We start from the raw sequence: 26,168 nt of genomic DNA, 5'->3' as shown, positions 1-26,168 counted from the left end.
GCGCACGCGCCGCATGCGGGAAAAAGCAGGCCCCGCGCGTGAGCGCCTGCCTACAGGCGGGCCGGGGGCTCAGCCCGCTTCTTCTTCGGTGGGCACAAAGCCCAGGCGGCGCGAGATTTCCAGCGCGCAGGCCTTCAGCGGCACGGCCACGCGGCCGTTCCAGTCGCTGTCGAAGGTGGCCTCGGGGCCCATGGCCGTGATGCCCAGCACCAGGTTGTTGGTCGAGTCGAACACCGGCGCGCAGAAGGCGTCGATGCCCGGAATCGGCTGGCCCAGCGTGCGCGACACGCCGTGCAGCCGCGTCTCGACCAGCAGCGCCTCGATCTGCGACTTCGACAGCTCCTCGCTGGCACCGCGCCCGTCGGCCGGACGCGTGCGCGCCAGGTCTTCGAGCATCATTTTTTCCACCACCTTCGGCGGCAGGTAGGCCGCGAACAGCCGCCCCGTGGCCGTGTAGGCCAGCGACATCACGGTGCCGGTGCGCAGGTTCACGTGCAGCGGGTGGATCGGTTCTTCCAGCCGCACCACGGTCGGTCCGAAGTTGCCCCACACGGCCACCGCGATGCTCTGTTCGGTCTCGGACGCCAGCGCCTCGATGAGGGGCGACGCCTCCTTGATCGGGTCGAGCCGCTGCAGCTTGGCCAGGCCCAGTTGCAGGGCCAGCGGGCCCAGCTCGTAGCGGCCGGTGCCGTCCTGCACCACGAAGCCGACCTTCAGAAAACTGACGAGGTAGGGGTGCGCCTTGCCGACCGGAATGCCGGCCGATTTGCCGAGGTCGCGCAGCGCCATGGGCGCCACGTGCCGCCCGAGCGCGACCAGCAACTGCGTTCCGATTTCGACGGATTGAATGCCACGTCTTGGCTTTTCCATGGGGCGCCCGGCGTGGGGGTTGAGAGTGGGAGCGAGTATAGCCATCAGGGTTTCTACTGATATTGTCATGTTCAATCGACGATGACTGATCATCTGATAGTAACTAAACGACTTGACCATATCAATATCGCTGCCTAAACTCCGCCGCAACTTAAGTCGTACACAACACAACACGAGAGCGAACAGAGGCAGAGATGGAACAGAACACGTGGGAATGCGATGTCCTCGTCGTCGGCAGCGGCGCATCGGGCATGGCCACCGCCGTCACGGCGGCGTCGCAGGGTTTGAAGGTGCTGGTGGTCGAGAAAGAGCCGCGCTTCGGCGGCACCACCGCGCGCTCGGGCGGCTGGCTGTGGATTCCGGGCACGCGCCTGGCCACCGAGCAGGGCATCCATGAGCCGCCCGGCGCCGCGCTCGCCTACATGCAGCACGAGACCACGACGCACTTCGACGCGGCGCGCGTCGGCGCCTTTCTCGACATGGGCCCCAAGGCCATCGACTTCTTCACGCGCAACACCTGCGTGCAGTTCGACATGCCGGCCGTCTTCCCCGACTACCACGCCGAAGCGCCCGGCGGCCAGCCCGGCGGGCGTTCGATGGTCACGCGCCCGTTCGACGGCCGCGAGCTTGGTGCGCGCATCAAGCACCTGGCGCCGCCGCTGCCCGAACTCACGGTGTTCGGAATGATGTTGGGCTCGGGCCCCGAGATCAAACACTTCATGCGGGCCTTCAAGTCGCCGACCTCGTTCTGGTACGTCACCAAGCGACTGACCCGCCACTTCCTGGACGTGGTGCGCGACGGCCGCGGCATGACGCTGACCAACGGCAACGCGCTGGCCGGACGCCTGGCCAAGGCCGCGATGGACCTGGACATTCCCGTGTGGCTCTCGTCGCCCGTGAAGAAGCTCGTGGTCGAGTACGACGGTGTTTCGGGCGCCGTGGTGCAGCACGAAGGCAAGACGGTGCGCATCACCGCCAAACGCGGCGTGGTGCTGGCCTGCGGCGGTTTCCCGTACGACGTGGAGCGCCGCAAGCAACTGTTCCCGCACGCACCGACCGGCAAGGAGCACTACTCGCCGTCGCCTTCCACGAACACCGGCGACGGCCTGCGCCTGGCCGAGGCCGTGGGCGGCCGCGTCGACGGCACCATCCCGCACGCCGCGGCCTGGGTGCCGGCGTCGGTCACCACGCGGCCCGACGGCAGCAAGGGCGTCATGCCGCACTTCATCGACCGCGCCAAGCCCGGCGTGATCGCGGTCACGCCCAAGGGCAAGCGCTTTGCCAACGAAGGCAACTCGTACCACGACTTTGTGCAGGCGATGGTCAAGGCTTGCGAAAGCGACGGCGAGCCCGAGGTCACGGCCTGGCTGCTGTGCGACCACAAGGCGCTGCGCGACTACGGCCTGGGCTGCGTCGCGCCCGCACCGCTGCCCATCGGCCGCCACCTGAAGACCGGCTACCTGAAGCGCGGCGCGAGCATCGGCGAACTGGCGAAAGAAATCGGCATCGCCCCCGCCGCGCTCGAAGCCACCGTGCAAGCCTTCAACGAAGGCGCGCGCACCGGCGACGACCCGGCCTTCGGCAAAGGCAGCAAGGCCTACAACCGCTACCAGGGCGATGCCAACGTCACGCCGAACCCCTGCGTCGCACCGCTCGAGCACGGCCCGTACTACGCGATCAAGCTCGTCGTCGGCGACATCGGCACCTTCGCCGGCCTCGTCACCGACGAGAAGACGCGCGTGCTCGATGCCGACCGCCAGCCGATCAAGGGCCTGTACGCCGTCGGCAACGACGCGGCCAGCGTGATGGGCGGCAACTACCCCGGCGCGGGCATCACGCTCGGCCCGGCGCTCACCTTCGGTTATGTCGCAGGGCTGCAGGTGGCGCAGGCCGAAGTGGCCGTGCCCTTGCACGTCGAACAGCGCGAAACCGTGGCCGTGCCGCGCGGCGCCTGATCCCGTCTCGATTCAACGCACGCACGCATTCACGCATTCATTCAAGGAGCCGACCATGCCCTTTCCTCCTCACGTCGCACCGCGCCTGCTCGAAGGCCGCCTCGCACTGATCACCGGCGCCGGCCAGGGCAACGGCCGTGCGCTCGCGCTCGGCCTGGCCCAGGCGGGTGCGCGCGTCGTCGTCACCGACATGAACGAAGCCACCGTGGCCGAGACCGCGCAGCGGGTGCGCAACGAAGGCGGCGAAGCCTGGTCGTTCGTGCTCGACGTCACCGCGCCCGAGGCCTGCCATGCACTGGCCGCGCGCGTGGCGCAAGAGGTCGGCAACGTCGACCTGCTGGTGAACAACGCCGGCATCATCATCCGCGAGACCACCAGCAGCCCGAACGCCGCGGCCAACTGGAAGAAGACCATCGACGTGAACGTGCACGGCACCTTCAACACCACGCTGGCCTTCATCCCCGTGCTCAAGCAGACGAAGGGATCGATCATCAACATCGCCTCCATCGCCGCCTATGCCGGGCAGGCCGCGAGCCTGGGCTACGCGCCCTCGAAGGGCGCCATCAAGATGCTCACGCAGTCGCTGGCGCAAGAGCTCGCGCCGGCCGGCGTGCGCGTCAACGCACTCGCACCCGGCGTGATCGAGACGCCCATGACCGCCGCCACGCGCGAGAACCCGCAGCGCCTCGAATCGTTCATGACACGCATCCCGCTGGGCCGCGTCGGCCAGACCGAAGACCTGGTGGGTCCGGTGATCTTTTTGGCGAGCGACATGTCGCGCTACGTCACCGGCATCACGCTGCCGGTGGACGGCGGCTTCCTCGCGGTCTGAGGCACGTCCGCTCTTTTTCGATTCCCCGTTCCCCGTCCGTCAACCCTTAGGAGACAAAGAATGAAAACGATCCGTCTGTACAAGACCCTGCTCGCGACCGCCGCCTTCGCTGCGTTCAGTGCCGGTGCTTACGCGCAAGACATCAAGCTCGGCTACAACGGCGACCTCTCGGCCTCGCCCTCGGCGCAGAGCGGCCAGGCCGCGGTGCTGGGCATGGAGGCGGCCATTGCCGACCTGAACGCCGCCGGCGGCGCGCTCGGACGGAAGTTCACGCTGGTCACGCGCGACGACGTCTCGGCGCCGCCGAAGTCGATCCAGAACATGAGCGACCTGGTCGACAACGAGAAGGTGGTGGCGGTGTTCGGCCCCACCAACTCGGGCAACGCCATGGCCTGGAAGCACATCGCCAACCAGAAGAAGATCCCCGTGCTGGGCAACGTGGGTTCGGGCACCGACATCACCAAGCCGATGAGCGCCGGCGCCGACAACTACATGTTCCGCGTCTCGATGGTCGACCGCGAGCAGGTCGCCGCGCTCATGGCCTACGTCAAGCGCAACACGGCCGGCTCCAAGGTCGTGGGCCTCATGGCCGAGACCACCGGCTACGGCCAGGGCGGCCTGAAGGACATGGAAGAAATCGCCAAGCTGCAGGACATCAAGATCGCGGCCACCGAACGCTTCGGCGTCGGCGACACCGACATGACCTCGCAGCTCAGCAAGATGAAGGCCGCCAATGTCGACACCGTCGTGGTGTGGGCGCAGGGCACGCCCATCGCGCAGCTGGTGCGCAGCATGGAGAAGATCAACTACTTCCCGCTGACGCTCACCTCGTGGGCCGCCGACAACATCACCTTCTACGACGCAGCCGGCAAGGCGCTCGCCGAGAAGCCGATCTTCATGCGCACCGTGAGCGAAACGCGCACGCCCGCGCAGCAGAAGCTGTTCGACCGCATCGGCAGCAAGCTGAAGGCGCCGGGCTCGTTCTCGTTCGCGCTGCACGGCTACGACTCGGTGCTGCTGCTGGCCCAGGCCATGAAGCAGGCCAACAGCACCGACGGCGCCGCGGTGCGCGTCGCGCTCGAAGACCTGAAGACGCCGGTGCAGGGCGTGCTCAAGACCTACGAGAAGCCTTTCAGCAAGACCAACCACGAAGCCCTGACGGCGAAAGACCTGGTCTGGATTCGCTGGAAGGACGGCAAGCTGCTGCCCTACAGCGACGCGCTGATCGGTGCGCTCAAGCCGGCCGACTTCAAGCAATAAACGTCTGAGACAAAAGGAACGGGGCACCGCCTCGTTCCGCAACGGAGATACACACCATGGTTGAAGCGCTCCTGCAGGCGCTCATCAGCGGGCTCGCCGTCGGCGGTGCCTATGCGCTGGTGGCGCTGGGATTCAGCATCACGTTCACGACGACCAAGACGCTGAACTTCTCGCACGGCGAGTTCGTCTCGGCTGGCGCGTTCATCGGCATGAGCGCGCTGTTCCTCGTGCTGGGCAAGCCGCTCAGTTCCACCACCTTCGGCGACGCCGTGCCCGGTGCGGGCGCGCAGCTCTTTGCGCTGCTCGCCGCGCTCGGCGTGATGGGCTTCCTGGGCTGGCTGCTCTATGTGCTCGGTGTGCGCCCGTTCGCGGGCCGCCCCGGCATGGCCTGGGTCATGAGCACGCTGGGTTTCGGCGTGATCCTGCAAAGCGTGGGGCTTGCCATCTGGGGCCCGAAGCCCGTGGTGGTGCCCGCGCCCGTGGGCGACACCGTGATCCGCATGTTCGGCGTGGGCGTGCGCCCGCAGGAGCTGCTCACGCTGGGCGTGGCCGTGGTCGTGATGATCGGCTTCGACCGCGTGATGAACCGCACCATGATCGGCAAGGCCATGCGCGCCGTGGCGCAGAACGGCAACGTCGCGAGCCTCATGGGCATCAACACCAACGCCATGATGATCGGCGCCTTCGTCGTCAGCTCGGCGCTGGCGGGGCTTTCGGGCTTCTTGCTTGCGCCCATCGCGCAGGCCTCGCTCTTCATGGGGCTGACCGTGGGGCTCAAGGGTTTTTCGGGCGCCATGATCGGCGGGCTGAGCAACCCGCGTGGCTGCGTCATCGGCGGCTTCTTGCTGGGCGTTCTCGAGTCGATGGTGAACCTCTGGCAGGCGCAGTGGCGCGAGGTCGCGGTGTTCGCGCTCGTCATTCTGGTGCTGGCCTTCCGGCCCACGGGCCTGTTCGGGCGCTCGACGGTGGAGAAGGTATGAAGCGCCTCGCCCATCCCGCCGCCGTGGTGTTGGTGGCGGCCGTGCTGTGCGGCCTCGTCTCGCTGTCCGGCAACGACTACTACCTGCGCATCGCCTTCATGATGTGCGTCTACTACCTGTGCGCCGCCGGCATGAACGTGCTGGTCGGCTACGCAGGGCAGAAATCGCTGGGCCAGGCCGGCCTGTTCGCGGCCGGCGCGTATGCGGTCGCGCTCATCACCTCGCGCACCGAGCTGAGCCCGTGGCTCGCGCTGGTGATTGCGGCTGTCGTCTCGGGCGTGTGCGGCGTGCTCATCGCGCTGCCCTCGCTGCGCGTGAAGGGCCCGTACCTTGCGATGGTCACGCTGGCTTTCGGCATCGTGGTCGAGAAGCTCGTGGGCGAATGGACCGACGTGTTCGGCGGCGCGCAGGGCATCTACGGCATCCGCCCGCTGACCTGGAACGGCCAGCCGCTGAGCAGCGTGCAATGGGTGATTCTGGGCATCGTGCTCAGTGCCGCGCTGCACCTGCTGCTGCGCAACCTGCTGCAGGGCCGCTTCGGCCGTGCGCTGCTGTCACTGCAGGCGGACGAGATCGCCTCGTCGTCGGTGGGTGTGCGCGTGTACCGCGCCAAGGTCATGGCCTTCGTGGTCGCGGCCGTCACCTGCGGCATCGCGGGCGCGCTCGTGGCGCAGCAGAACCAGTACATCAACTCCGACTTCATCACCTTCCACCTGTCGATCTTCATCCTGCTGCTGGTGCTGTTCGGCGGCGCGGGCTCGATGTACGGCCCCATCGTGGGCGCGGTGCTGCTCACCGCGACCGACGCGCTGCTCGCGCGCTGGCCCTCGGCGCAGCACTTCCTGTACGGCTTCCTGCTGCTGTTCGCGCTGTATGTCATGCCGGGCGGCGTGGTGGGCCTGTTCAACAAGTGGTTCCTGAAGTCGCGCCATCGCGGCGAAGGGGCGGCCGGCAATGGCGTGCCGGGCCAGATCGGTCCCGGCGGCGAAGGCGAGCTGCTGGTGGTGCAGGGCGTGACCAAGTCGTACGGCGGCGTGAAGCCGGCGCAGGACGTGTCGTTCCGCCTGCAGCGCGGCCACATCCATGCGCTCATCGGTCCGAACGGCGCCGGCAAGAGCACCATGATCAACATGCTCACCGGCGTGGTCGAACCCGACGCGGGCGTGATCCGCTTCCTGGGCCGCAACATCGTGGGCCAGCCGGCGCACACCATCTGCTGCCTGGGCATGGGCCGCACCTTCCAGAACCTGCGTTTGTTCGCCGACCTGTCGGTGCTCGACAACGTGATGCTCGGTCGGCACAGCCGCATGAGCAACGGCTTCCTGTCGTCGCTCGTGGCCTGGCCCACGGCCGGCAAGCAGGAGCGCGCCACGCGCGACCGCGCGCTGCAGCTGCTCGATCTCGTGGGCCTGGGCCACCTGGCGCACTGGCCTGCCGGCAGCCTGCCCTACGGCCTGCAGCGCCGCGTGGAGCTGGCGCGCGCGCTGGCCACCGAGCCGCAGCTGCTGCTGCTCGACGAGCCCGCCGCCGGCCTCAACCCGCAGGAGACCGCCGAGCTCGGCGAACTGCTGGTGCGCATCGGCAAGTGCGGCGTGTCCATCCTGATGGTGGAGCACCACATGGACCTCGTGATGTCGATTTCCGACCACGTGATCGTGCTCGACTACGGCGTGAAGATCGCCGAAGGCAAGCCCGCCGAGGTGCAATCGAATCCGCGCGTGGTCGAGGCCTACCTGGGCGTGGACGACGAAGAAGACATGGCCGCCGTGCCCGCCTGAGCCAGAGGACCGAAACCATCATGTTGAAAATCGAATCGGTGAAGGTCTCGTACGGCGCCATCGAGGCCGTCAAGGGCGTGAGCCTGGAAGTGCGCGCGGGCGAGGTCGTCACCATCATCGGCGCCAACGGCGCCGGCAAGAGCACGCTGCTCAAGAGCATCGTCGGGCTGGAGCCCGTGGCCGAAGGCCGCGTGCTCATCGACGGCAAGGACTGCACGCAGGTGCCCGCGCACCAGCGCGTGGGCCTGGGCGTGGCGCTGTCGCCCGAAGGGCGCGGCGTGTTCCCCGACCAGACCGTGCGCGAGAACCTGATGCTCGGCGCGTATTCGCGCCGCAGCGACAAGGCCTTCGTGGAGCGCGCCATCGAGCGCGAGTTCGCGCGCTTTCCGCGCCTGAAAGAGCGCGAGCATCAACTGTCCGGCACGCTGTCGGGCGGCGAGCAGCAGATGCTCGCGATTGCGCGCGCGCTCATGAGCGAGCCGCGCCTGCTGCTGCTCGACGAGCCCTCGCTGGGCCTGGCGCCGCTCATCATCAAGGACATCTTCGACGCCATCCGCCAGCTGCGCAGCTCGGGTCTCACGATCCTGCTGGTGGAGCAGATGGCCAAGCAGGCGCTCGGCGTGGCCGACCGCGCCTACGTGCTCGAAACCGGCTGCATCACGCTCGAAGGCTCTGGCCGCGAGCTGCTCGACAACCCCAAGGTGAAGTCCGCGTACCTCGGTACGCATTGACTCTTACTGCTCACATCAAAGGAACCCCAATGACCACCAAGAAATTCGCCAGCCAGGCCGACCTCGAAGAAAAGAAGGTCTCCTTCACCCGCCTCTCGGAGAACGCCTACGCCTACACCGCCGAGGGCGACCCGAACACCGGCGTCTTCATCGGCGATGAGGCCGTGATGGTGGTCGACACCCAGGCCACGCCCGCGATGGCGCAGGACGTGATCCGCCGCATCCGCGAAGTGACGCCGCTGCCCATCAAGTACGTGCTGCTGAGCCATTACCACGCGGTGCGCGTGCTGGGCGCGTCGGCGTACTTCAAGGAAGGCGCCGAGCAGATCCTGGCCAGCCGCGACACCTACGACCTGATCGTCGAACGCGGCGAGCAGGACAAGGCCAGCGAGATCGGCCGCTTCCCGCGTCTGTTCCGCAACGTCGAATCGGTGCCCGCTGGCCTCACCTGGCCCACCATGACCTTCGATGGCACCATGAGCGTGTGGCTGGGCAAGAAGCTCGAAGTGAAGATCGCGCAGGTCGGCCGCGGCCACACCAAGGGCGACACCATCGCCTACCTCGAAGACCAGAAGATCTGCTTCGCCGGCGACCTCGTCGAATACCAGAGCACGGCGTACGCGGGCGACTGCTACTTCCGCGACTGGCCCACCACGCTCGACCGCCTGGCCGGCTTCGGCTTCGAGAAGCTGGTGCCGGGCCGTGGCGCCGCACTGGAAAACGCCGCCGACGTGCGCAAGGCGATTGCCTCCACGCGCGCCTTCATCTCCGACGTCTACACGCTGGTGAACAACGGCGTGGCCGAGGGCAAGTCGCTCAACGTGATCTACAAGGAAACCGTGGCCGCGCTGCGCCCGACCTACGGCCACTGGGTCATCTTCGACCACTGCATGCCCTTCGACGTGACCCGTGCCTACGACGAGGCCACCGGCCACGTGCACCCGCGCATCTGGACGGCCGAGCGCGACATCGAGATGTGGAACGCCCTCGAAAGCTAAGGTGAGCCAACCCGCGCCCTCGCACGGCGCCACGCCCGCGTCCGTGCAGGGCTGGATGCTGCTCGCGATGCTGGTGTGGGGCGTGAACGTGTCGGTCGTGAAGGCGCTCACCGCGTCCTTCGAGACGTTGCCGCTCTCGGCACTGCGCATGGGCGTGGCGTGCTGCGCGCTCAGCGCCATCGTGCTGTGGCGGCGCGGCGGCGTGCCCAAGCTCACGGCGCGGCAGCTCGCGGTGATGGCGGGCTGTGCGTTCCTCATGGTCTACGGCAACCAGGTCCTGTTCGCGCAGGGGCTGCTGCGCTCCACCGCCACCAACGGCGCACTCATCATGGCGCTGAGTCCGCTGGTGTCGGCGCTGATGGCCGCGCTGGTCTTCGGCGAGCGCTTCACACCGCGCCGCATGGTGGGCGTGGCGCTGGGCTTCATGGGCGTGGCGGCGGTGGTGCTGAGCCACCCGGGCGCGGGCCTGTCGAGCGCCGGCATCGGCGACCTGATGCTCGCGCTGTCGGTCGTGAGCTTCGCGGTCGGCGGCGTGGGCGTGCAGCGGCTGGCGCGGCAGATCGATCCGCTGTCGATCAGCTGGGTCATCTACGTCATCGGCACGCTCATGCTCGTGGTGCACACCGTGCTCGGGCCGTCGCGGCTGGGCACGGCGCAGCTTTTTCCCGGCATGTGGCCGTGGGCGCTGGTGCTGTTCTCGGGCATCGCGGCCACCGCTGCGGGCAACCTCATCTGGAACCGTGCGATCTCCGTCATCGGCGTGGCGCGCACGGCCGTCTTTCTTTACTGGGTGCCGGTGTTCGGCGTGCTGTTCGCGGCGCTGCTGCTGGGCGAAGTGCTCACGTGGTGGCACCTGTTCGGCTTTGCCGCGGTGATGACCGGCACCTGGCTCGGCACGCGGCCGGTGGCTGCGCCGGCCTCCTGATTTCTTGCACACATGCCTGATTCATCTCTCCCTCTGCTGTTCCAGCCTTTGCAGCTGCGCGAGCTCACGCTCGCCAACCGCGTCGTCATCTCGCCGATGTGCCAGCACGCCGCCGAGCGCGGCCATGCCACGCCGTGGCACCTGGTGCACCTGGGCAAGTTCGCGCTCGGCGGCGCGGGCCTGATCCTCACCGAGAGCACCGCCGTCGATCCGCGCGGGCGCATCGGCACCGCCGATCTCGGCCTGTGGAACGACAGCCAGATCGCGCCGCTGAAGGCCGTGGTCGACTTCGTCCACGCGCAGGGCAGCGCCATCGGCGTGCAGCTCGCGCACGCGGGCCGCAAGGCCGGCAGCGAGCCGCTGTGGGAGGGCGGTGCCGCCATCGACCCGGCGCGCATGGCGGCCGACGACGAGCCCTGGGAGCGCCTGGGCCCCAGCGCACTCGCGGCCGGCCCCGGCTGGTCGGCGCCGCGCGCGCTCGATGCGGCCGACATGGCCGAGGTCGTGCAACGTTTTGTCGATGCCACCGTGCGCGCCGACCAGGCAGGCTTCGACGTGGTCGAGCTGCACTTTGGCCACGGCTACCTGGTGGCGAGCTTCCTGTCGCCCAACGCCAACCACCGCGACGACGCGCTCGGCGGCAGCCGCGAGCACCGCATGTCGCTCGCCTTGGAAATCGCGCAGCGCGTGCGCGCCGCATGGCCCGCCGGCAAGCCGCTGTTCTGTCGCCTCTCGGCCGTGGACGGCACGCTCGACGGCTGGAACCTCGACGACTCGGTGGTGCTCGCGCGCGAGCTGAAGCGTTGCGGCGTCGACGTGATCGACTGCTCGTCGGGCGGCCTCACCGAAGAGACACGCGCATTGCCCGTGCCGCGCGGCCTGGGCTTCCAGGTGCCGTTCTCGGAACGCATCCGGCGCGAGGCCGGCGTGGTCACGCAGGCCGTCGGGATGATCGTCGATGCGCAGCAGGCCGAGGCCGTGCTCGCCGCGGGGCAGGCCGACCTCGTCGCGCTCGGCCGCGAAGCTTTGTTCGACCCCTACTGGCCGCACCACGCGGCCGCTGCACTCGGCGCCGACCCGCAGTACCAGCGCTGGCCCGTGCGCCACGGCGTGTGGCTCGCCAAGCGCGCGCCCGGCCTGGCGCGTGCGCGCGCCGAGGCAGAGATGCCATCCAACAAGGAGACCGACCGATGACCGACCCGACCACGACGACCCTGCGCATGGGCCTGATCCGCAAGCAGCCCGGCTGGACCGACGAGGCCTTCAGCCGCCACTGGCGCGAACGCCACGGCCCGCTCGTCGCGCGCCTGCCCACGCTGCGCGGCTACCGCCAGAACCGCGTGACCGATCGCCTGCAGCGCGGCATCGACTTCGTGCGCGGACCATGGGATTTCGATGGCTTCTCGCAGCTGCAGTTCGATGCGGCGGCTCAGGCCGATGCGGCCTTCAACATCGGCGAACTCGCCGCAGAGATCCGCGCCGACGAGCAGCACTTTCTGGGCGGGTTGCACATCGTCACGGTCGAGCAGACCGAGGTCATCGCGCCGCCATCGCCCGCATCGTCGGCGGGCCCGGTGATGCTCAAGCGCATCTCGACCCTGCGGCGACCGGTCGCGCAGTCGGAGGCCGACTTCCGCCGCGAATGGAAGGTGCACGCCGACCATGTGCGCCGCATGCCCGGCGTGGCCGGCTACCGCCAGAACGTGGTGGTCGCGCGCGAGTTCGACAAAGGCACGCCCTGCGGCTACGCCGAGCTGCCGATCGACGGCATCGTGGAACTGTGGTTCGAGAACACCGACACACTGAACGCCGCGTTCGCTTCGCCCGAAGGCCAGCGCACCATGGCGCATGCCAAGACCTTCCTGGCGGAGATCACGGCCTTTGTGGTGGAGGAGTCTCGGGTGGTGTGAAGGCGCCCGCGAGCCCGTAGTGCACCGACGTGCTCAGGGCCGGAATCACCGGGTGGTGCGAAACGGGGTGCGATGCACGCGCAGGCACCGTGCCGATGGGTGCGATCTCGCGGGGTCGCTGCTGCACCGGCGCAGCCTCCGCTTCGTCGCTGCGCCCGGGCGGCTCGGGCAGGAACACCCCGCGCCGCAATGACCAGATGCAGGCACCGAGGCGCAGCAGCTTTTCGACATTCACGTCATGCGCCGGATCGTCCGGCGCTTCTTGCGCGATCAGCTCACCCAAGTGCGTGAGTGCGTCGGCGGGCGTCATGCCGCGCCCGATCCGTGCCACTTCCACCATGGCCGCCAAGGCCTCGGTCTTGTTCATCGCTTGCCCCCTGTTGTGTTTGTCTCTTGCTACGAAGGGCAGCATGCCGTTACGCGGTGCATCCAAAAGTAGTCCGGCGCGCCGTCGGGTCGTAGAGGGGCGCCTTTTTCCTGCGCGGGGCGGGGCGTACGCGATGCGCGGTGCAGCTCATCCCGATGAAGTGCAGGGCTGCGTCATCAGCGCACTGCCGGCATGCCTCAGGTTCATCACGCCTGAAGCGTGGCCGCAGATCCGCGCGCCGGCGCTGTTCAAGCAGCGAGGCGGTGCCGGTGCGGTCGCTGGGTCTTCAAGAATGCGTCGCCGCCCCCAGGCTCTGGGCGACGAACAACGCAAACGGCTGGATGTCACTCTGGCTGCTTGCCGCATCCAGCGCCGTCATGTACCGATCGCGATCTTCGAGACGCAGCACTGTCCAGGGGAATCCGCCCGAGGCCAGCATTGCATTCATGAAGAAGCGTCCCAGCCGGCCATTGCCGTCCATGTACGGATGAATGAAGACGAACATGAAGTGACCCAGCACCGCACGTACCGCGGCCGATGGTTCGTCGCGCAGCAGTTCGAAGAGCACGGGCATCATCTCGCGCACGTTTTCGCGCGGCGGAGGCACGTGCTGCACGTTGCGAATGTAGACCTGATGTCCGCGGTAGCCTGCAAGATCTGTCACGGCCAGGAGCCCGGCAGTGACGCTGGGTGCGAACATCGCGCGAAACCAGGCCCCGTGATCGCTCTTGAGAATGTCTCCAGCGTTTGCGCCGTCGAGAATCTTTCGGATCGATGCCTTGACCTCGTTGTGCGCGAGCCAATAGCCATGCGCCGCCATGGCATCCCTGGACTGCTGGTCCTGCGCGTGGCTACCTTCGTTCCAGTCACCGCTCGCCACGCGGCGAATCAACTCTGGCGTGACTCTGTAGCCCTCGATGGACAACGAGTGGTAGGCATCGGTGGCGTAGACATCTTCGACCGCTTGCATGAATGCGGCGACGTCTTTGGGCTTGCCGGGTTCGTTCTGTGGGAAAGCACTCGCTACATCGTCGCGCATCGCGGCCCACATCAGCCGCAATCTGGAGACATGGGGCGACTCCGTGTGATCGCCCGAAACGATGTGAAGTGGCGCTTCGAACGGGTTCGACTCCGTGACTTGATTGCCCAAGGCACGCATGAAGCCGACGATGTCGTCCGCGATCGCATCTCGGCCCACCGCGCGAAAGGCACCGGCGAGGCGACCGGCAATCGTGCTGTGATTGCCCTCGCCGAGCAGGCGACTGAGCTCGGACGCATCGCTGGTGGACAGCAGTGCAACTTGTGCGTCCTGCGCAGACGCCCTGAAGAAATTCTCCGGTGCTTTCAGCAGTGCGTGGGCCAGTGTCATCGTGCGGATGTTGCCGACGCTGTTGCGCCGGTCGGCGCTCGGAAAATCTCTCGCCTGGTAGTCCATGAGCGAGTACCCGTTCGGCAAGTTCAGCATGCCGTTTTTACCCAGCGGTGAGTGGATGACAACTTGCTGAGGCAGCAACGACGTGCCGGCGTGCAGTTTCAGCGAGTACTCCGCAGACACACACCAGTCGGCGCCGAACCGGGCGTTGCAATAGGCGGCAAGAAAGTCCTTCATTCCCGCAATCCAGGGCGTCGTGTCACCTGCCTTGGTCGAAGGGCTGGCAGACATGTACCAGCCCTGGATCACCGGCTGGAGAAATCCCGCGCCCATCAGCGCCTCACGGTCCGCGCGCGAGAACTGGCTCGTATTGAAGACGCTGAGATCCTGTTGCTGCAGAGCGTGGAGCGTCTCCAGGGCGGTGGTCAACTGCCGCTGCGCCGGGGTGGCTTTGCGAGCGTTCGTCGCGGGGAGGGTTGCCATGCGCGGAGCCTTGCGTGGATGCCAGGAGATCCCGTTAGTCTATTGCTAGATTTAATTGCAAATCCAATGCTAGATTATTTTGCAATTTGAGTGCCAGAGATTCGTGTGCAAGCGGCCTGATTGCTACAAGGTGCAGCCCTGAATTTCCATTCAGTCTTCTCGGCAAGGGTTGCCGGAACCTGCGAGGTGATCTTCGGCCTGGGCCCAGAAAAACCTGTTGTAAATCAACAGGTTTTGGTGCCTTCGACAGGAATCGAACCTGTATCTGAGTCTTAGGAGGACCCCGTTCTATCCATTGAACTACGAAGACGGTGCGCGCTGCTGCTGCTGCGCGGCCCGCACTTTACCAGCTTGGGGTGTCTGCACCCTCAGTCGTACTTCACCGTATAGATCAGGTCCACCCCGCTCGTCTGCCCCGCCTGGCCCCGCAGCGTGAGGCGTTTCGTCAGGTCGTAGAAGATGAAGATCGTGCCGAAGGTGCCGCCCAGGCTGCGTTCGTAGGTGATGTAGAAGTCTTTGGACAGCCGCTTGCCGAGCGTGACGGCCGATTCGCGCAGGTCGCCGCCGTTGCCGGGGCCCTTGAAGCCGAGTTCGTCCAGACCGAAGCGGCTGGCCAGGCTGCCGCCGGTGGTGGCGCCGCCGATCTTGCCGAGCAGCGACAGGGCAGCCTGCTGCAGCAGGGCCGATTCGCCGCCGCTGGTGGCCGAGGCGCGGCCCAGGATGACCCAGGACAGCGTTTCGGCATCGGACAGCGCGGGCTCGGCGTAGAGCTTCACGCGGGGCGACTGCGCGGAACCGGTGATCTGCACGCCGGCGCGCTGCGAAATGTTCGGGCGAATCGCCAGGATGTCGAGCGCGGGGTTGTCGAAGGGGCCGTTGAAGCGCGCGATGCCGGTCTCGACGTCGAGCTGCTGGCCGTAGGCGCGGTACTGGCCCTTCACGGTCTTCACTTCGCCGGTGATGCGGGGCGGGGCGTCCAGGCGGGTGCTGCGGATTTCGAGTTCGCCTTCGAGCCGCGTGGTGATGCCGCGGCCCTGCACGGCGAAGTCGTCGCCGAGGTCGAAGGTGACGACGATGTCGGGCGGCTTGGCGGTCTGGGGCTTGTTGGCGGCCTTGGCCGCCTGGGCGTCGGCCTTGGCGGCTTCGCGTTGCGCGGCCTCGGCGTCCGCCCTGTCCTTGGCGGCCGAGCGCACGACGACGTCGCTGCCCAGGCTGGGCGCGGTCTCGTCGGGCAGGATGATGACGGCGCGGTCGGTCTTGAGCTTGCCGCGCACGTTGAACTGGCCGTTGTCCAGCCGCGCCTGCAGGTTGCCCGACAGCGACACCTGGCGGTCGGTGCGCACGAGCACGCGCAGCGCGCGCAGCTCGGCCTGCAGGGCCATGCGGATGCCGGTGCTGGTCGCGTTGTTGTTGCTGCCCCAGCTGAGGTCGCCGCGCGCGGTGAGCGAGCCGCCGTCGGTGCGCGCTTCGCTGGCGGCGGTGCTGCGGTTGCCGCCCTGGCCGCCGATGCGCGCGTTGCTGCCGGCGCCGCCCTTGAGCGTGAACTCTGCAATTTCGAGGCGGTCGCCGGTGAGCGAGGCGCGCAGGTGGCCGTCGCGCAGGTCGAGGCCTTCGACCGGGGCGCGCAGCGCGAGCTGGTCGGCGCCGAGGGTGCCGTTCCAGCGCGGCGCGGTGCGGTTGCCCGACAGGGTGGCGTTGGCGTCGAGCGTGCCCGCGATGCGCCAGCCGGGCGGCGCGAGCATCGACCACACGCCGAGGTTGGGCAGCGCGGCGCGCAGGGTGCCGTTCAGCGGCGCGTCGGGCGCCCACTGCCAGCCGCCGCTGCGCTGCTGCATGCGGGTGCCGAGTTCGGCGTCGAGGCGGCCGGCGCGTTCGCTGTCCCAGGCCAGGGTGGCGCGCACGGCGTCGCCTTGCGCGTCGAGCTGCAGTTCGGCGCGGCGCAGGCCGGCCGGCGTGGCGGTGAGATCGACGCCGTTGACGTCGTTCTTGCCGCTGGCCGAGCTCATGGTGCGTTCGCTCGCCGTGCCGGTTCCGGTGCTGGTGATGCGGGTGACGAGCGCGGCCTCGCCGGCCTGCACGCGGATGTCGCCGCTCTGGCGTGCGAGGCGGGCCTTGGCGCGCAGGGTGTCGCCGGCGTCGATGTCCCAGTCGCCGTTGAACAGCAGGTCGCCGCTGATGCCGAGTTCGCTCAGCGTGGCGTTGGCGCCGAACGCGCCGGCCCAGGCCATCGGCAGGCCCTGCATCTGGCCCTTGGACTGCAGGCGGAACACGCGGTTGGGTGCGGCGCCGCTCTGGTTGAAGCGCAGCGGCTGCCAGTCGATGCGCACGGTGCCGGGCAGCGGGCCGCGCAGGGTGGCCTCGGCGGCGGAGGCCTCGACGTCGAGGCGGTTGTCGGCGGCGCGCACGGTGGCCGTGACTTCGCGGCCCAGCTCCAGCACCCAAGGGCCTTGGCCGGGGCGTGCGGTGGCGGTGTCTTGCGCTTGAAGTCGCAGGCTGGCGAGGGTGGCGCGCCACTGGTTGGCGCTGGCGAGGCCGCCGCTGGCGCGCGTGTCGAGCGCGAGCTTCTGCGTGCCGGTGGTGGCCTCGCCCTTGAGCGTGAGCGTGGCCTGGGCGATGCTGCCGGCGAGGTCGGCCTGCAGCTCGCGCAGTTGCACGCTGGTGGCCGTGCCGCCGGGCTGGGCGGCGGGCAGGTTCAGGTCGAGGCGCGGTACGGTGAGTGCGGCCTTGAGGCTGGGCTCGGCGCTGCCGCGCGCGGTGGGGGCGCCGGGGTTCTCGATGCGGCGTTGCACGCTCTGCCAGCCGCCTTGCCAGCTGGCGTCGAGGCGCGCGCTGCCCTTGGCACTGGCGTTCGCGAACACGCCCGACAGGCCCGGCAGGCCTTGCACCCAGCGCTGCATCGCCTCGGCGTCGTCGATGCGCGCCTTGAGGTCGCCGCCGCCGGTGGAGGGCGCGATGCGGCCGTCGAGCTGCGCGCTGCCGCCCGGCAGCGAGAGGTCGAGCTTGCCGCTGGCGGCCTGGTCGGCCACGCGCACCTGCAGCTTGCCGTCGATGCTGGCGCGCATCGCTTCGACGCGCAGGGTGCGCAGGTCGAGCACCTGGTCTTTCCACTGGCCCTGCGCCAGCGCGCGGTCGAGGCCGAAGCCCGGCAGCGCCTTGCTGCCGGCGCCGCCGTTGCCTTCGGCACGGAGGGCCACATCGAAGACGAGGGTGTCGGAGTCTTCGGCCTGCCGTGCGCTGACCTGTCCGCCGATGGGCGCGCCCGACAGCTCGCTGTACAGCGCGCCGGGCCGCACGCCGCGCACGGTGGCGCGCACCTGCCAGGGCGAGGGCGCGGGGCTCCAGCTGCCTTCGGCGTCGATGCGGCCGCCGCCCGCGCGCACGGTGGCTTCGGGCACGGTCCAGGTCGTGCCGTCGAAGCCGACCTGCGCTTCGACCTGCTCGACCGGCAGCTTCTGTTCGTCCCACGGGCCGGCGACGGCGTTGCGGATGTCGGCCGAGGCCTTCCATGCGGCGGGGCCGGTGGCGGCGTCGGGTGCGAGTTCGACGGTGCCGGTGAGCCGTGTCTGCGGCGCGCCGGGCCAGAGGCTGGCGGCGTCGACGTTGCGCAGGTCGGCCTTGGCCTCGACCACGGGCTGCGGCAGCCAGGGCGCGATCTGCGCGCGCAGCGTGGCTTCCATGGGCGCTTCGGCGTTGGGCTCGGTGGGCTGCAGGTCGGCGGCGACCTGCAGGCGCGCCTCGGGGCCGGCCAGCGTGCCCTTCACCGAGGCCTTGGCCTGCACCTCGAGGTGGCGGTCTTCGGCGAGCGGGGCTTTCACGCGGCCGTCGAGCGTGGCGTCGAGCGCCATCGGCGCGGGCCCCTGCAGCCGCACGCGGGCGCTGTAGTGGCCGTCGGCGATGTCGACGCCTTCGATGTCCAGCGCGTGCTGCGCGCCGAGGTAGCTGTAGCGGCCGGCGAGGCCGGTGGCCAGCAGCGGAGGCGGGCCGGCCCAGCGCAGTTCGTCGATGCGGAAGGGCACCTCGGCCACTTCGACAGGCAGTGCGACCTGCGTCAGCGGCTCGGTCGGCGTGTCGCTGGGCGGGCCACGGCGTTCGATCGACAGGCTCGCCGCGTGGATCTCTCCGAGCTGCACCTTGCGCTGGAACAGCGGCGCGAGCTGCCAGCCGAGCGTGGCGTCGTTCACCTCGACCGCGAGGGTCTCGCTTTGCCACTTGAGCCAGCCGATGCGCCCGCCGGTGCGCAGCGAGCCGGTCACGTCGCGGCTCTCGAGCGTCTGGCCCGCGGGCAGTCGTTGTGCGGCCTGCGCGAGTGCAAAGGCCAATGATGTGTTCGAGCCGAGCCACCACCACGCGCCTGCGGCGAGCAGCAGCACGACCAGCAACAGGCCCACCAGGGTCCAGCCCAGCGCGCGCAGCACGCGGCGGGTGCGCGAGCGAGGACGGGGCGTGGCTGTGGTGGGCGTGGTCGGCATGGCGCGGGTCAGAAGGTGAAGCCGAGACGAAAGTGCAGGCGGAATTTCTTCGAGTCGACGCCGTAGGCCAGGTCGGCCTGCACCGGGCCAACGGGGCTGCGCCAGCGCGCGCCGACGCCCACGCCGACCTTGGGCTTGAGCTCGCCGGGCTTGTCGGCCACGGCACCGGCATCGACGAACACCACGCTCTCCCATTCGGTGAGCTTGTCCTTGTAGACGAAGGGGCGCTGCCATTCGAGGCTGGCCACGCCGAGGTAGCGGCCCGACACGGTCTTGCCGTCGGCGCGCACGGTGCCGATCTGCTTGTAGCTGTAGCCGCGCACGGTGGTGTCGCCGCCGGTGAGGAACATCAGCGTCGAAGGGATCTGCGCGCTGTCCTTGGCGGCGACGGCGCCGGCCTCCAGGCGCATCTGCAACCGGCTGCGGCGCGCGCGGGCGTTCTTGTCCTCGGCCGCGCCCAGCGGCAGCACGCCGAGAAAGCGCGCGTAGGTGCGGGTGAAAGGCAGTTGCTGGCCGGTGAGCGTGTAGCCCGCGGCCATTTCGAGCGCCAGGCCGTAGCCGCGCGAAGGCGCCGAGTTGTCGTCGAAGTAGCGCCCGGTCCAGCCCCAGTTGGCGGTGACGGCCGAGGCCGAGGGCGGCGCGTCGGTGCCGCGGTTGTGGGCGTAGTCGTACTGCAGGAAGAGGCTGCGGTCGATGTGGTCGCTCGACTTGCTTTGCCCGCCGCGCAGCCGGCCGCTGTCGACCACGTAGCTGCCCGACTGTTCGCTCTTGAGTTCGCCGCCGGCAAACCAGCGCCAGCCGCGGTCGTTGGGAATGGCGTTCCACTCGGTGCCCAGCGACTGGATGTCGTTGTCCAGCGAGAGCCGCGACACGGCGCGCCAGCCGAGCAGCGGCATGCGGTTGTGGGTGTGGTCGATCGACAGGCGCGGGCCGTTGTCGGTGGTGAAGCCCACGCCCATCACGACCTTCTGCAGCGGCGCCTCGCGCAGCTGGGCGATCACGGGCGCGGCCAGCGGGGTGTTGCTGTCGGTGTCGAGCGTGAGGAACACCGAGTCGTAATACCCGCTGCTGGCCAGGCGCTGTTGCGCGTCGAGCAGCTTCTGCTGGTCGTAGTCGGTGCCGGTGGGCAGGCGCGCGATGCGGCGTGCGGCGTCGGCGTCGTAGCGCTCCACGCCGCGCAGCACCAGCGGGCCGAACTTGTAGGCCGGGCCCGATTGGTAGGTCACGCCGAGCCGGGCTTCGTGGCGGTCGGCGTCGATCTCGGCGCGGCTGACTTCCACGCTGCCGGTGGGAAAGCGCCTGGCCGTGAGGCTGCGCAGCGCGGTGGTCTTGGCGTCGTCCCAGGCGCTCTGGGTGAAAGGCTCGCCGGCGCGCAGCGCCCAACCGGTGCGGATGGCGTCGCGCTGCGCTTCGGCGGTGGGGTCGTTGGCGATCTGGCCGGCGTAGCGGATCTGCACGGTCGACACTCGGGTCCGCTCGCCGGGCGCGACGGTGATGACGACCTCGCGCGGGGCCTCGGTGCTGTCGGGCGTTTCCTTCAGCTCGAGCGTGAGCGTGGGCGTGAAGTAGCCCAGCGTGCCCAGCAGTTCGCGCGCATTGGCCTCGGCCGCGACCATGAGGCGCGAGACCTCGGTCACGCCCAGGTCGTCGAGCTCGCGGTAGCGCTGGATTTCGAGGTGGCGCACCAGGTAGTCGCGCTCGGTCTCGGGGCCGCGCACGTCGACGGTGAAGGCGCGGCGCCGGCCGTCGGCCTTGGCCTTGTCGCCGTCCTTGGCGGTGTCGGCATCGGCGCTGCGCACCACGCCGGCCGTGGACGCGCCGGTGTCCGCCGCCTCTTTTTTAGGCAGCAGGCTGCAGCCTTGCAAAAGCAGGACGCCGGAAAAAAGCAAAGCCGGCCACAACGCCGGCGAAAGAACGGATGCCACCCTGACCATGGGGGCATTCTGACAGCACACGTGTGAGGCATGCCCCCCACTTGTGCGGGGCCGCGGGTTACTTGGACAGCATGCGCATCGCCTCTTCGAGGCCGCGCAGCGTGAGCGGGTACATGCGGTTGGACATGAGCTGCTGCATCACCGCAATGCTCTGGCGGTACTGCCACACGCCCTGGGGCTCGGGGTTGATCCAGGCGAACTTGGGGAAGGTGTGCGTGAGGCGCTGGATCCATTCGGCGCCAGCTTCTTCGTTGTTGTATTCGACGCTGCCGCCAGGTTGCAAAATTTCGTAAGGACTCATCGTGGCGTCGCCCACGAAGATCAGCTTGTAGTCCTTGTTGTACTTGCGCAGGATGTCCCAGGTCGCGAACTTCTCGGAGAAGCGGCGCTTGTTGTTCTTCCACATGAAGTCGTAGACGCAGTTGTGGAAGTAGTAGAACTCCAGGTGCTTGAACTCGGTCTTCACGGCCGAGAACAGTTCTTCGACGCGCTGGATGTGCTCGTCCATCGTGCCGCCCACGTCCATCAGCAGCAGCACCTTGACGTTGTTGTGGCGCTCGGGCCGCATCTTGATGTCGAGGTAGCCGGCGTTGGCGGCGGTCGAGTGGATGGTGTTGTCCAGGTCCAACTCTTCCACGTTGCCTTCGCGCGCGAACTTGCGCAAGCGGCGCAGCGCGACCTTGATGTTGCGCGTGCCCAGTTCCTGCGTGTCGTCGTAGTCCTTGTAGGCGCGCTGGTCCCACACCTTCACGGCGCTCTTGTTCTTGCCCGCGCCGCCGATGCGGATGCCCTGCGGGTTGTAGCCGCCGTTGCCGAAGGGCGAGGTACCGCCGGTGCCGATCCACTTGCTGCCGCCTTCGTGGCGCTCTTTCTGCTCTTCGAAGCGCTTCTTGAGCGTTTCCATGAGCTCGTCCCAGCCCATCTTCTCGATCTTGGCTTTCTCTTCGGCCGTGAACTCGCGCTCCAGCGTTTTCTTGAGCCAGTCGAGCGGCACTTCCTTGGTGAAGTCGGTGAGCATCTCGACGCCCTTGAAGTAGGCGGCGAAGGCACGGTCGAACTTGTCGTAGTGCTTCTCGTCCTTCACGAGCGCGGTGCGCGAGAGGTAGTAGAAGTCGTCGATGCCGTAGGCGCCGTCGGAGTTCGGGCCCACCACGTCGGCCTTGAGCGCCTCGAGCAGCGTGAGGTATTCCTTGACCGACACCGGCAGCTTGGCCGAACGCAGCGTGTAGAAGAAGTCGATGAGCATGGGGTGCGCTCCTTGTGTGTCGTCGTCGTCAGTCGCGCGGGCGGTCGAGCAGGTACTGCAGCTGGGCCTTCACCTCGGGCCATTCGCCTGCGCGCAGGCTGTACATGACGGTGTCGCGGATGGTGCCGTCGCGGCGCATCACGTGGCCGCGGATCACGCCGTCTTTCTTTGCGCCCAGGCGCTCGATGGCGCGCTGCGAGGCGAAGTTGAAGTTGTCGGTGCGCCAGCCCACCACGTTGCAGCCCAGCGTGTCGAACGCATGCGTGAGCATCAGCAGCTTGCAGGTGGTGTTGACGTGGGTGCGGTGGCAGCGCTCGGCGTACCAGGTGTAGCCAATTTCGACGCGCTTCACGCCCGGGAGGATGTCGTGAAAGCTCGTGCTGCCCAGCACCGTGCCAGTGGCCTCGTCGGTCACGGCGAAGGCGAAGCGGTCGGCGGTTTTGAGTGCCGTCTCGATGTAGCCGCGCGTGTCCTGCGGCTCGGGCACGGAGGTGACGCGCAGCTTCCACAGCTCGCCGTCGGCGGCCGCGGCGCGCAGGCCGTCTTCGTGGGGGAGTGCGAGCGGCACCAGCGCGATGCCGCGGGCCTTCAGCGTGACGGGTTCGACGAACGCCATGGGCAAACTCTCCGTGCGGGTCTCGGTGGGTATCGGTAGATCTCGGGCTCAGCCGCGCGGGTCGCCGTACTTGTGCACGTACCACGCGCGCGCGGCCTGCGCACCGGCGCCGCCGCCCAGGCCGATCAGCGCAATGCCGATGATCTCGCGCGTGCCGTACTTGCTGTCGGTGCCGAAGGCGTCGAGCCCGAGCAGCAGCCCGAGCCCGCGGCCGAGCATCGCGCCCACCACGAACAGCACCGCCTGGGCAATGCCCAGCTTCATCAGCTGTTTGGTGGAATGGGGTTGCCGGCTCATGGCCTAGCGGTTGTTGCGTTGCATGAAGACGAGCTTCTCGAACAAGGTCACGTCCTGTTCGTTCTTGAGCAGCGCGCCCACCAGCGGCGGCACGGCGACCTTGTCGTCCTTGCTCTGCAGGGCTTCGAGCGGAATGTCTTCGGCCACGAGCAGCTTGAGCCAGTCGAGCAGCTCGGAGGTCGAGGGCTTCTTCTTCAGGCCGGGCAGGTTGCGCACGTCGTAGAAGGTCTTCATCGCCGACGTGAGCAGCTCCTGCTTCAGGTTCGGGAAGTGCACGGCGATGATGTGCTTCATCGTCTCGGCATCGGGGAACTTGATGTAGTGGAAGAAGCAGCGGCGCAGGAAGGCGTCGGGCAGTTCCTTCTCGTTGTTCGAGGTGATGAACACCAGCGGACGGTGCTTGGCACGAATGAGTTCGCGCGTCTCGTAGCAGTAGAACTCCATGCGGTCGATTTCGCGCAGCAGGTCGTTCGGGAATTCGATGTCGGCCTTGTCGATCTCGTCGATCAGCAGCGCGACCGGCTGGTCGGCCGTGAAGGCCTGCCACAGCACGCCCTTGATGATGTAGTTCTGGATGTCCTTGACGCGCTGGCCGCCGTCCACGTCGGCCAGTTGCGAGTCGCGCAGGCGGCTCACGGCGTCGTATTCATACAGGCCCTGTTGCGCCTTGGTGGTCGACTTGATGTGCCACTGCAGCAGCGGCATGTCGAGCGCTTGCGCCACTTCCTCGGCCAGCATGGTCTTGCCGGTGCCGGGCTCGCCCTTGACGAGCAGCGGGCGCTGCAATGTGATGGCCGCATTGACCGCCAGCATCAGGTCCTGAGTGGCGACGTAGTTGTCTGAGCCCTTGAATTTCATGAGTGGAGCGGAGGCAGGGTGGAGAAAAGAACACACTCGAACTGCATTGCGCAGCCTCTTGTGCAGCTCGCGCGAGGTTCCCGTGGGACCCTTGCATATAATCGAATGTTGATTCGAAAAACTGTATCTCCACGAGATTGTGCGCGCAAAATGAACAAGTTGTTGACCACGATGTTTGCCCTTGCTGTCGCTTGCGTGACGCTCTCGGCACAAGCCCAGCAAGTCACTGGCAAGCCCCAGGACGGCGCCAAGAAGGTCCAGATGTGCGTGGGCTGCCACGGCATCATCGGCTACCAGGCGAGCTTCCCCGAGATCCACAAGGTCCCGATGATCGCGGGCCAGAGCGCCACCTACATCTCGTCCGCGCTCACCGCGTACAAGGGCGGTGACCGCAAGCACCCGACGATGCGCGCCATCGCCGACAGCCTCACCGAACAGGACATCGCCGACCTCGCGGCCTACTACAGCCAGCTGGGCGTGAAGGAAGGCGATGCACCGCCGGCCGCACCGGCCAAGGCCGCGTCCGAGAACGTCCAGGCGCTCATCGCGCGCGACAAGGACAACAGCTGCACCAAGTGCCACGGCGCCAACTTCAACACGCCGAACGACGGCACCGTGCCCAAGCTGGCCGGCCAGCACGCCGACTACCTGTTCGTGGCGCTGAAGTCGTACCGCGTGAAGAACAACCCCCACCTCGGCCGCTCGAACGCCGTGATGGCCGCACAGGTCGAACCCAAGAAGTTCACCAACGCCGAACTGAAGACCCTGGCCACCTACATCAGCTCGCTGCCTGGCGAACTGAAGATCGTGCCCGAGTCGCGCCTGCATCACGCGCCTCAGTAAGCAAGACGGGCACCGGCCCGCTGCGCCAAAGAGAAAGCCCGCATCAGCGGGCTTTTTTTCGTCCGGATTTTCCCGGGGGTCAGACGTCGAAGAAGGCCGTCTCGTCGGCGCCCTGCATGCGGATGTCGAAGCGATACGTCACCGCGCCGCCTTGCTCCACGCGCTCGGCGATCAGCGTGTGGCGGCGCTCGGCCGGCACGCTCTGCAGCACGGCGTCCTTCGCGTTGGCTTCGGCTTCGTCGCTGAAGTACACGCGCGTGAAGGCATGCAGCAGCAGCCCGCGCATCAGCACGATCACGTTGATGTGCGGTGCTTCACCGGGCGTTTCGGCGCCGGGCTTGACGGTGTGGAACACGAAGCGGTTCTGCGCGTCGGTGCCCGTGCCGACGCGGCCGAAGGCGCGAAAGCCCAGGGCGCGTGCCTCGTCGGGCGTCTGCGGGTAGCGGCCTTCGCCGTCGGGCTGGCTGATCTCGATCAGCGCGTCGTTGATCGGGTTGCCGTCACCGTCGATCACGCGGCCTTCGAGGCGGATGCGCTGGCCGCTGGCGGTGTCCAGCGCCAGCACGGCGTCGAAGGGCTGGTTGAAGTTGTAGCCGTACTGCGTGGCGGTGAGGCCGTAGGCGAAGTAGGGGCCCACGGTCTGGGACGGGGTCTGGCCGAAGTCGGCTGCCTGGGCGGTCATCAATGGCATGGGAAATCCTTTCAGCGGTTCTCGAACGGCGTTTCGTCGGCGCCGCGCAGCACCATGTCGAACTGGTAGCCCAGGGCATAGCCTTCCTCGGTGATGTCGAGGCTGAAGTCGGCAATGAGGCGGTTGCGGTAGCGCTCGGGCGTGCCGGTGACCATCGGGTCGTACTGCAGCAGCGGGTCGCCGGGGAAATACATCTGCGTCACGAGGCGGCTGGCAAAGCTCTGGCCGAACAGCGACAGGTGGATGTGCTGCGGGCGCCAGGCGTTGGGGTGGTTGCCCCAGGGGTAGGCGCCGGGCTTGATGGTGAGGAAGCGGTAGCGGCCTTCGCTGTCGGTGAGGCAGCGGCCTGCGCCGAGGAAGTTGGGGTCGAGCGGCGCGTCGTGCTGGTCGACCTTGTGCACGTAGCGGCCCGAGGCATTCGCCTGCCAGAGCTCGACCAGCGTGTTGGCGACCGGGCGGCGACGCTCGTCGAGCACCTGGCCCGTGAGGATCATGCGTTCGCCCAGCGGCTCGCCGTTGACGCGCGCGTTGCGCGTGAGGTCGTGGTCGAACTCACTGATGCTGTCGTGGCCGTACACCGGCTGCTGCAGCTCGCCGAGCGAGGCCTTCAGCGGAATGAGCGGCTTTTGCGGGCCGCGCTTGCCGGTCGACTTGTAGCCGGGGTAGATGTAGCTGGGGTGGGCGTCCCAGTCGCGCGGGGTGAGGGTGGGCTGGGCACCGGGGGTCTTGGTCATGTACGTTGTCTCCTGTCGT

Annotated in this window: 22 protein-coding genes and 1 tRNA gene; 11 read left to right on the top strand and 12 right to left on the bottom strand. The window is 68.0% G+C overall.

Annotated elements, in window-relative coordinates; all coding sequences use genetic code 11:
• Positions 1–69 precede the first annotated feature (69 nt).
• Complete coding sequence (locus CLU95_RS10560) at positions 70–870, bottom strand: IclR family transcriptional regulator (RefSeq protein WP_099792897.1); 801 nt, start codon at positions 868–870, stop codon at positions 70–72.
• Between the two features lie 194 nt (positions 871–1,064).
• Here CLU95_RS10560 and CLU95_RS10555 point away from each other — a divergent pair, with 194 nt between their 5' ends.
• Genes CLU95_RS10555 through CLU95_RS10510 form a run of 10 tightly spaced genes read left to right on the top strand, consistent with a single transcriptional unit; the run spans position 1,065 to position 12,239 of the window.
• Positions 1,065–2,825, top strand: a complete 1,761-nt coding sequence (locus CLU95_RS10555) for an FAD-dependent oxidoreductase (RefSeq protein WP_099792895.1) — start codon at positions 1,065–1,067, stop codon at positions 2,823–2,825.
• Between the two features lie 55 nt (positions 2,826–2,880).
• Positions 2,881–3,657 (top strand): SDR family NAD(P)-dependent oxidoreductase, encoded by a 777-nt coding sequence (locus CLU95_RS10550; RefSeq protein WP_099792893.1) that lies wholly within the window; start codon positions 2,881–2,883, stop codon positions 3,655–3,657.
• A gap of 60 nt (positions 3,658–3,717) precedes the next feature.
• Positions 3,718–4,917 carry an ABC transporter substrate-binding protein gene (locus CLU95_RS10545; RefSeq protein WP_099792891.1) on the top strand — a complete coding sequence of 400 codons (1,200 nt, stop codon included), beginning with the start codon at positions 3,718–3,720 and terminating at the stop codon, positions 4,915–4,917.
• Between the two features lie 56 nt (positions 4,918–4,973).
• Positions 4,974–5,897: a branched-chain amino acid ABC transporter permease gene (locus tag CLU95_RS10540; RefSeq protein WP_056577796.1), complete on the top strand. Its 924-nt coding sequence runs from the start codon at positions 4,974–4,976 to the stop codon at positions 5,895–5,897.
• Entirely contained in the window at positions 5,894–7,675 is a 1,782-nt protein-coding gene (locus CLU95_RS10535) for a branched-chain amino acid ABC transporter ATP-binding protein/permease (RefSeq protein ID WP_099792889.1), read from the top strand. The genes CLU95_RS10540 and CLU95_RS10535 overlap by 4 nt, the downstream gene beginning before the upstream one ends.
• A 20-nt stretch (positions 7,676–7,695) precedes the next feature.
• Positions 7,696–8,406 (top strand): ABC transporter ATP-binding protein, encoded by a 711-nt coding sequence (locus CLU95_RS10530; RefSeq protein ID WP_099792887.1) that lies wholly within the window; start codon positions 7,696–7,698, stop codon positions 8,404–8,406.
• A gap of 29 nt (positions 8,407–8,435) precedes the next feature.
• The gene (locus tag CLU95_RS10525) at positions 8,436–9,404 is read left to right on the top strand and encodes an MBL fold metallo-hydrolase (RefSeq protein WP_095746773.1); all 969 of its coding nucleotides are present in this window, start codon (positions 8,436–8,438) and stop codon (positions 9,402–9,404) included.
• Between the two features lies 1 nt (position 9,405).
• Positions 9,406–10,329: a DMT family transporter gene (locus CLU95_RS10520; protein WP_257214592.1), complete on the top strand. Its 924-nt coding sequence runs from the start codon at positions 9,406–9,408 to the stop codon at positions 10,327–10,329.
• Between the two features lie 12 nt (positions 10,330–10,341).
• A complete protein-coding gene (locus CLU95_RS10515; RefSeq protein ID WP_099792885.1) occupies positions 10,342–11,523 on the top strand; it encodes an NADH:flavin oxidoreductase/NADH oxidase in 1,182 nt (393 codons plus the stop codon).
• A complete protein-coding gene (locus tag CLU95_RS10510) occupies positions 11,520–12,239 on the top strand; it encodes an EthD domain-containing protein (RefSeq protein WP_099792883.1) in 720 nt (239 codons plus the stop codon). The genes CLU95_RS10515 and CLU95_RS10510 overlap by 4 nt, the downstream gene beginning before the upstream one ends.
• Here the strand turns inward: CLU95_RS10510 and CLU95_RS31135 are convergent.
• The 9 genes from CLU95_RS31135 to CLU95_RS10465 form a co-directional block, all read right to left on the bottom strand.
• Positions 12,202–12,606: a hypothetical protein gene (locus CLU95_RS31135; RefSeq protein WP_257214591.1), complete on the bottom strand. Its 405-nt coding sequence runs from the start codon at positions 12,604–12,606 to the stop codon at positions 12,202–12,204. The two genes, CLU95_RS10510 and CLU95_RS31135, sit on opposite strands and share 38 nt — an antisense overlap.
• A gap of 286 nt (positions 12,607–12,892) precedes the next feature.
• Positions 12,893–14,461: a Fic family protein gene (locus CLU95_RS10500; protein ID WP_099792879.1), complete on the bottom strand. Its 1,569-nt coding sequence runs from the start codon at positions 14,459–14,461 to the stop codon at positions 12,893–12,895.
• A gap of 235 nt (positions 14,462–14,696) precedes the next feature.
• Positions 14,697–14,771: transfer RNA gene (locus tag CLU95_RS10495), tRNA-Arg, on the bottom strand.
• Between the two features lie 58 nt (positions 14,772–14,829).
• Complete coding sequence (locus tag CLU95_RS10490) at positions 14,830–18,930, bottom strand: translocation/assembly module TamB domain-containing protein (protein WP_099792877.1); 4,101 nt, start codon at positions 18,928–18,930, stop codon at positions 14,830–14,832.
• Between the two features lie 8 nt (positions 18,931–18,938).
• On the bottom strand, positions 18,939–20,864 hold the full coding sequence (locus CLU95_RS10485) for an autotransporter assembly complex protein TamA (RefSeq protein WP_099792875.1): 1,926 nt from the start codon (positions 20,862–20,864) through the stop codon (positions 18,939–18,941).
• Positions 20,865–20,922: 58 nt separating this feature from the next.
• Positions 20,923–22,110 (bottom strand): vWA domain-containing protein, encoded by a 1,188-nt coding sequence (locus CLU95_RS10480; protein WP_099792873.1) that lies wholly within the window; start codon positions 22,108–22,110, stop codon positions 20,923–20,925.
• Between the two features lie 28 nt (positions 22,111–22,138).
• Positions 22,139–22,726 carry a GNAT family N-acetyltransferase gene (locus CLU95_RS10475; RefSeq protein WP_099792871.1) on the bottom strand — a complete coding sequence of 196 codons (588 nt, stop codon included), beginning with the start codon at positions 22,724–22,726 and terminating at the stop codon, positions 22,139–22,141.
• A gap of 48 nt (positions 22,727–22,774) precedes the next feature.
• A complete protein-coding gene (locus tag CLU95_RS10470) occupies positions 22,775–23,023 on the bottom strand; it encodes a hypothetical protein (protein ID WP_099792869.1) in 249 nt (82 codons plus the stop codon).
• Between the two features lie 3 nt (positions 23,024–23,026).
• Positions 23,027–23,881 (bottom strand): AAA family ATPase, encoded by an 855-nt coding sequence (locus CLU95_RS10465; RefSeq protein WP_099792867.1) that lies wholly within the window; start codon positions 23,879–23,881, stop codon positions 23,027–23,029.
• A gap of 150 nt (positions 23,882–24,031) precedes the next feature.
• Here CLU95_RS10465 and CLU95_RS10460 point away from each other — a divergent pair, with 150 nt between their 5' ends.
• A complete protein-coding gene (locus CLU95_RS10460) occupies positions 24,032–24,724 on the top strand; it encodes a c-type cytochrome (protein WP_099792865.1) in 693 nt (230 codons plus the stop codon).
• Between the two features lie 79 nt (positions 24,725–24,803).
• Here CLU95_RS10460 and pcaG read toward each other — a convergent pair whose 3' ends face one another.
• Both pcaG and pcaH read right to left on the bottom strand, forming a co-directional pair.
• Positions 24,804–25,415 carry a protocatechuate 3,4-dioxygenase subunit alpha gene (gene pcaG / locus CLU95_RS10455; protein WP_099792863.1) on the bottom strand — a complete coding sequence of 204 codons (612 nt, stop codon included), beginning with the start codon at positions 25,413–25,415 and terminating at the stop codon, positions 24,804–24,806.
• 11 nt (positions 25,416–25,426) lie between these two features.
• The gene (gene pcaH, locus CLU95_RS10450) at positions 25,427–26,149 is read right to left on the bottom strand and encodes a protocatechuate 3,4-dioxygenase subunit beta (protein WP_099792861.1); all 723 of its coding nucleotides are present in this window, start codon (positions 26,147–26,149) and stop codon (positions 25,427–25,429) included.
• Positions 26,150–26,168 lie beyond the last annotated feature (19 nt).

The organism is Variovorax sp. 54 (genome assembly GCF_002754375.1).
GTDB lineage: Bacteria > Pseudomonadota > Gammaproteobacteria > Burkholderiales > Burkholderiaceae_C > Variovorax.
Note: the sequence above shows the minus strand (reverse complement) of the source record. Positions and strands in the feature narration are given on the sequence as shown.